We start from the raw sequence: 6,037 nt of genomic DNA, 5'->3' as shown, positions 1-6,037 counted from the left end.
GCTCCGACCTGCGGGTCCGGTGCCGGCTCCGACCTGCGGGTCCGGTGCCGGCTCCGACACGCGGGTCCGGTGCCGGGTTTCCGGTCGCTGGCGGCGGGCAGGATGAGGCACATGATCGGACAGCTGCGCTCAGTCGTGATCGATTGCCCCGACCCCCGGGCCCTGGCGGCCTTCTACGCCGAACTGCTCGGTCTGCCGCTGGCCGAGCGGGACTCCGAGGACGACGAGTGGGTGGTGCTCGGCGGGCCGCGCGGGTACCAGCCCCGGGTGGCCTTCCAGAAGGCCCCGGACCTGCGACCGCCGAACTGGCCCGACCCGGACCGTCCCCAGCAGTTCCACCTCGACGTCACGGTCGACGACATCGAGGCCGCGGAGCGGGCGGCGCTGGCGCTGGGCGCCCGGCGGCTGCCGGGGGAGGGGGAGGGTTTCCGGGTCTACGCCGACCCGGCCGGCCACCCGTTCTGCCTCTGCTGGGACTGACCGTCGCCGGGGCGGCAGCCGGGCCCGTGGGCCGCGCTCCGGCCGCCCCGGTCACCGCCGGCTCCGGGCCGTACGGGTCGGTGACCGGCCGGGTACGCCGGGGTCGGGGGTTCCCGTGGGTTGCGGGGACTGGGCATGATGGCCGCCGTGATCGATTCCCCGCTCCGGCGTGCCTCCGGCTCGCTGTTCGGTCTCGCCTACGGTGACGCCCTGGGCCGACCAACCGAGTTCCTGACCGTCGCCGAGATCCACCGCCGGTACGGCCCGACCGGCCCGCGTGAGTTGGTCGGCGACCCGGTGCTGGTCACCGACGACACCCAGATGGCGCTGGCGGTGGCGTGGGCGCTGCGGGAGGCGCCGACGCTGACCCCGGAGGCCGTCGAGCCGCTGCTGCGCCGGCGTTTCCTGGACTGGGCGGTCAGCCCGGAGAACAACCGCGCCCCGGGCATGACCTGTCTGCGCGCCTGCGCCGAACTCTCCCGGGGGGTGCGCTGGCAGGAGGCCACCCAGGCAGACTCGAAGGGGTGCGGGGCGAACATGCGGGTCACCCCGGTCGGCCTGCTCGACGTCGACGTGGACACCCTCGCCGGGCTGGCCCAGTTGCAGGCCGGCCTGACCCACGGCCACCCGACCGGCCTGGCCGCCAGCGACCTGACCGCGTACGCCGTCCGGCTGCTCCGCGACGGGGTCGCCCCGGCGGACCTGCCGGCCCTGCTGATCGACCGGACCCACGAGCAGGAGCGGACGTACCACGGGGACTGGCTCGGCGACCTGTGGCGACGCTCCGGGGCGGACTCGCCGCAGAAGTTCGTCGCCCGGGGCTGGGACGAGTGCCGGCGCGTCCTGCACCGGCTGGTCACCGCCCTGTCCCAGCCCGACGACGGCGGTGACCCGTGCCGGCACACCGGCGAGGGCTGGGTGGCCGAGGAGGCCCTGGCCACGTCGCTGTACTGCGCGCTCCGGCACGCCGACGACCCGGTCGCCGCGCTGGCCCGGGGCGCCACCACGGCCGGCGACTCCGACTCGATCGCCGCGCTGGCCGGGGCCTTCGTCGGTGCCGCCACCGGCATGGCCGCCTGGCCCGCCGCCTGGGCCACCCGCATCGAGTACGCCGACCAGCTCACCGCCCTCGCCACCCCCTGGGACTAACCCACCCCGCAGAGCGTGTGGCGATCTTGCACTTGGAGTCCCAGGTCTGGGGCCTTTGCCCTTGATGCCTGGGCGGCAACTGCAAGATCGCGGGGGCGGGTGTGGGCGGGGGGCGGGGGCGGGTCAGGGGGTGGGGTGGGGGCGGAGGTGGGGGAGGGTGCGGATCTTGCGCCAGAGGGGTGGGTCGCAGGTGCCGGCGCGGTTGTCGAAGGCGTCGAGGGTGACCCGGATGGACTCACCGAGGTCGAGGTAGCTGTCGTGCTCGGCGTCGGGGTCCCAGTCCCGGGTCGGGATCGGGACGTGGTCGTCCCGGTCGCTCCGGTCCCGACTTGTGATCTTGAGTACGTCGGCGTGCCGGCGGTCCACCCCGAGGACCAGGCAGGGCCGTACCTTCGAGCCGGTCCCGTCGGCGAACGGCACGTCGGCCCACCAGATCTCCCCGGCCCGGGGCGTACCCGTCGGGTGCCGGTCGGCGTCGCGGGGGCGTGGTGGGGCGGCCGGGCCGCCCGACCGTCGGCCGCCCGCCGGGCGCGAGCGGGTCGACGCGCCGCTCCGGCCCGCCGGGGAACCGGCGGCCCGGGAGCCGGGACGGGACCGGGGGGTACGGGAGCCGGTGGGGCGGGTACGGGCGGGCCGGGGCTGCCGGGCCGGGCGGTGCCGCCAGGTGTCCCAGGCCCAGCCGGCCGCGACGGCGAGCAGGATCAGCGCCGCCCACGGTGACCACTCGGGCATCCGTACCTCCGTCTCTCGCCGGGAGCCCCGGTCGGGCCGTGCCGGGTGCGGCACCGGTGTCCGGGCAGGTGGGCGGACTATTGTCCCACCCTCCCGATACGGTGCGGGGGTAGCGGAGTCACGGGAGGTCCAGCGGTGTCCGGAGGCGGCCAGGTGTCGGAAGGCGGCGTGGTGTCGGAGGACGGCGTGGTGTCGGAAGGCGGCAGCGTGTCGGAAGAAGCCATCCCTCAACAGGTGAGCGCGGCGCAGGAGGCGGCGGCCGGTGCCGAGCCCACGCCCGAGGCGCGGGAGCGCCACGCCACGCTGAGCCAGGAGCTGACCGAGCACCAGTACCGCTACTACGTGCTGGACGCGCCGACCGTCTCCGACGCGGATTTCGACCGGCAGCTGCGCGAGCTGGAGGCGCTGGAGGAGGAGTACCCGGCGCTGCGGACCCCGGACTCGCCGACCCAGCGTGTCGGCGGCACCTTCTCCACCGACTTCACCCCGGTCGACCACGCCGAGCGGATGATGTCGCTGGACAACGCCTTCGCCGACGAGGAGCTGACGGCCTGGGCCGAGCGGGTCGAGCGGGACGCCGGTGGCCCGGTGCCGTACCTGTGCGAGCTGAAGGTCGACGGTCTGGCGATCAACCTGACCTACGAGAAGGGCCGGCTGGTCCGCGCCGCGACCCGGGGTGACGGGCGTACCGGCGAGGACGTCACGGCCAACGTCCGCAGCATCCGGGAGGTGCCGGCCCGGCTGACCCCGTCCGAGGCGTTCCCCGAGGTGCCCGAGTTCATCGAGGTGCGGGGCGAGATCTACTTCCCGGTCGCCGGCTTCGCCGACCTCAACGCCTCGCTGGTGGAGCAGGGCAAGCCGCCGTTCGCCAACCCGCGCAACGCCGCCGCCGGCAGCCTGCGCCAGAAGGATCCCCGGATCACCGCGTCCCGGCCGCTGCGGCTGGTCGTGCACGGCATCGGCGCCCGGACCGGCTTCCGCCCGGCCACCCAGTCCGAGTCGTACGCGGCGCTGGCGGCGTGGGGGCTGCCGACCAGCGACCGCTGGCGGGTGGTCCCCGACCTGGCCGGGGTGGCCGAGTTCATCGCGTACTACGCCGAGCACCGGCACGACGTCGAGCACGAGATCGACGGCGTGGTGGTCAAGGTGGACCCGGTCGCCATCCAGGGCCGGCTCGGCTCGACCAGCCGGGCGCCCCGGTGGGCGATCGCCTTCAAGTACCCGCCGGAGGAGGTCAACACCAAGCTGCTCGACATCGACGTCAACGTCGGCCGGACCGGTCGGGTCACCCCGTTCGCCGTGCTGGAGCCGGTCCGGGTGGCCGGCTCGACCGTGGCGCTGGCGACCCTGCACAACGCGCGGGAGGTCGAGCGCAAGGGCGTGCTGATCGGGGACACCGTCGTGCTGCGCAAGGCCGGGGACGTGATCCCCGAGGTGCTCGGCCCGGTGGTCGAGCTGCGCCCCGCCGACGCCCGCTCGTTCGTCATGCCGACCACCTGCCCGGCCTGCGGCACCCCGCTGGCCCCCGCGAAGGAGGCCGACGTCGACATCCGCTGCCCGAACAGCCGGTCCTGCCCGGCCCAGCTCCGGGAGCGGATCTTCCACCTCGCCGGCCGGGGCGGCTTCGACATCGAGGTGCTCGGGTACAAGGGCGCGGCGGCGCTGCTCGACGCGCAGATCGTCACCGACGAGGGGGACCTGTTCCAGCTCGACGCCGAGCAGCTCGCCCGCGCCGAGTTCTTCGTCAACAAGGACGGCACCCTGGGTACCAACGCGGTCAAGCTGCTGGACAACCTGGCCGAGGCGCGTCAGCGTCCGCTGTGGCGGGTGCTGGTGGCGCTCTCCATCCGGCACGTCGGCCCGACCGCCGCGCAGGCCCTGGCCCGGCACTTCCGCTCGATCGAGGCGATCGCGGCGGCGAGCGAGGAGGAGCTCTCCTCCGTCGACGGGGTCGGGCCGACGATCGCGGTCAGCATCCGCGAGTGGTTCGCCGTGGACTGGCACCGCGAGGTGGTCCGCAAGTGGGCCGAGGCCGGGGTACGGATGGCCGAGGAGGCGGTCGACGAGGGGCCGCGCCCGCTGGAGGGGCTGACCGTGGTGGTCACCGGTACCCTGGCCACGTTCTCCCGGGACCAGGCGGCCGAGGCGGTGCAGAGCCGGGGCGGCAAGGTGAGCGGCTCGGTGTCGAAGAAGACCGGCTTCGTGGTGGTGGGTGACAACCCGGGCAGCAAGGCGGAGAAGGCCGCCACGCTGAAGGTGCCGATCCTCGACGAGGAGGGCTTCCGGGTGCTGCTCGACCGCGGCCCGGACGCGGCCCGTGAGGTGGCCCGGACCGAGGGATGATCACCGCCAATGTGAATCTTGGCCCGCTAACGGCCTATCCACCACGGTAGGGGCAGGGCGAAGAATACCAACTTAATTACGACTACAACCGATTCGTGGCTGTCCTACCGGCAAATACGGCACTGAGGGCGTTTCATTGGAGCGGCGGGCGTGCAGGATCCCGTCATCCACACACGCCCGGGAGGTGCGATGGAGGCCGTCGACCCGCGAAACTCCGTGCCTCCCGGCCGGGGTACGCCGTTCTTCGGCTTCGTGGCCGCCACGATCGGCGCGGCCCTGCTGGTCGGGGCCGGTGCGCTGGTCGCCCTGCCGGACCTGCTGTCCGGGTTGCCGGCGGCGTTCTGGGTGATGGCCGGTCTGGCGGTGCTCTGCGACGTGCGCCCGTTCGAGTCGCCGGGCCGCCGGCCGGCCTCGCCGGTCTTCCCGTCCACCTGCTTCACCTTCGCGATCCTCCTCGGCTGGGGGCTGGGCCCGGCGGTGGCGGTGCAGGTGCTGGCGGTGGTGGTCGCCGGCTGGCGGATGGGGCACGTGGCGTGGCGCACCACCTTCAACGCCGCCCAGTACGCCTGCGCCCTCGCCGCCGCGTACGGCGTGCTCCGGCTCGGGCCGGGCGGGCTCTTCGACGGTGCCCGCCCCGGCTGGGTCGACGTCCTGGTGGTGGCCGGTGCGGCGGCTGCCTGGTTCGTGGTCAACTACGGCCTGGTCGGTACGGCGGTCCGGCTCCGCTTCGGCGACCGCTGGTGGCCCGGGTACCGCCAGGGGCTCGGCTTCGAACTGCTCACCACCGGGTCGCACCTGCTGCTCGCGCCGGTTCTCGCCGCCGCGGCCTGGGCCAGCGCGGCGCTGGTCCCACTGGTGCTGCTCCCGCTCTTCGCGGTGTACCGGATGGCCCGGCTCTCCGCCGAGCGGGCGCACCTCGGCGCGCTCGACCCGCTCACCGGGCTGCCCAACCGCAAGGCGCTGCGGGCCGAGGTGGCCGAGCAGGTGCACCTGCACGCCGAACGCGCGGCGCGCGGCGCGCCCGACGCGCACCTCGGCCTGCTCCTGATCGACCTGGACCGGTTCAAGAACGTCAACGACGCCCTCGGGCACGGGGTGGGGGACCGGCTGCTGGTCGAGGTGAGCGCCCGGCTGGCCGGCGCGGTGGCGCCCGGTGAGCTGGTGGCCCGGCTCGGCGGGGACGAGTTCGCCATCGTGGCGCCCGGCCTGACCGGGGTCGACGAGGCGCGGGAACTGGCCGAGGGGCTGGTCGGCACCCTCGCCGAGCCGGTGTCGTTGGACGGGCTGCCGCTGGACGTCGGGGGCTCCATCGGCATCGCCGTCTATCCCGAGC

5 protein-coding genes are annotated in these 6,037 nt (G+C 74.5%); 4 read left to right on the top strand and 1 reads right to left on the bottom strand.

The features are described from left to right. The first annotated feature begins 111 nt into the window (after window positions 1-111). Window positions 112-480, top strand: a complete 369-nt coding sequence (locus tag AWW66_RS31045) for a VOC family protein (RefSeq protein ID WP_211272162.1) — start codon at window positions 112-114, stop codon at window positions 478-480. Window positions 481-618: 138 nt separating this feature from the next. After that, on the top strand, window positions 619-1,629 hold the full coding sequence (locus AWW66_RS31040; protein ID WP_157528237.1) for an ADP-ribosylglycohydrolase family protein: 1,011 nt from the start codon (window positions 619-621) through the stop codon (window positions 1,627-1,629). A gap of 123 nt (window positions 1,630-1,752) precedes the next feature. On the opposite strand, the gene AWW66_RS31035 is transcribed toward AWW66_RS31040, so the two are convergent. After that, window positions 1,753-2,361, bottom strand: coding sequence for a type II toxin-antitoxin system PemK/MazF family toxin (locus AWW66_RS31035; RefSeq protein WP_067374076.1), 609 nt, complete (start codon window positions 2,359-2,361; stop codon window positions 1,753-1,755). Window positions 2,362-2,568: 207 nt separating this feature from the next. Here AWW66_RS31035 and ligA point away from each other — a divergent pair, with 207 nt between their 5' ends. Next, a complete protein-coding gene (ligA, locus tag AWW66_RS31030) occupies window positions 2,569-4,704 on the top strand; it encodes an NAD-dependent DNA ligase LigA (protein WP_067374085.1) in 2,136 nt (711 codons plus the stop codon). Between the two features lie 189 nt (window positions 4,705-4,893). After that, window positions 4,894-6,037 (top strand): GGDEF domain-containing protein (locus AWW66_RS31025; RefSeq protein WP_157528234.1); only part of this gene is annotated, 1,144 nt, incomplete at its 3' end.

The sequence above is a fragment of the Micromonospora rosaria genome, assembly GCF_001567585.1.
Lineage (GTDB): Bacteria > Actinomycetota > Actinomycetes > Mycobacteriales > Micromonosporaceae > Micromonospora > Micromonospora rosaria.
This window is presented reverse-complemented; position numbering and strand designations above follow the sequence as displayed.

Excerpts from the sequence above, each read along its gene's own strand:
- AWW66_RS31045 (WP_211272162.1), top strand. The coding sequence starts at position 112 with ATGATCGGACAGCTGCGCTCAGTCGTGATCGATTGCCCCGACCCCCGG.
- AWW66_RS31040 (WP_157528237.1), top strand. The coding sequence starts at position 619 with ATGGCCGCCGTGATCGATTCCCCGCTCCGGCGTGCCTCCGGCTCGCTG.
- AWW66_RS31035 (WP_067374076.1), bottom strand. The coding sequence starts at position 2,361 with ATGCCCGAGTGGTCACCGTGGGCGGCGCTGATCCTGCTCGCCGTCGCG.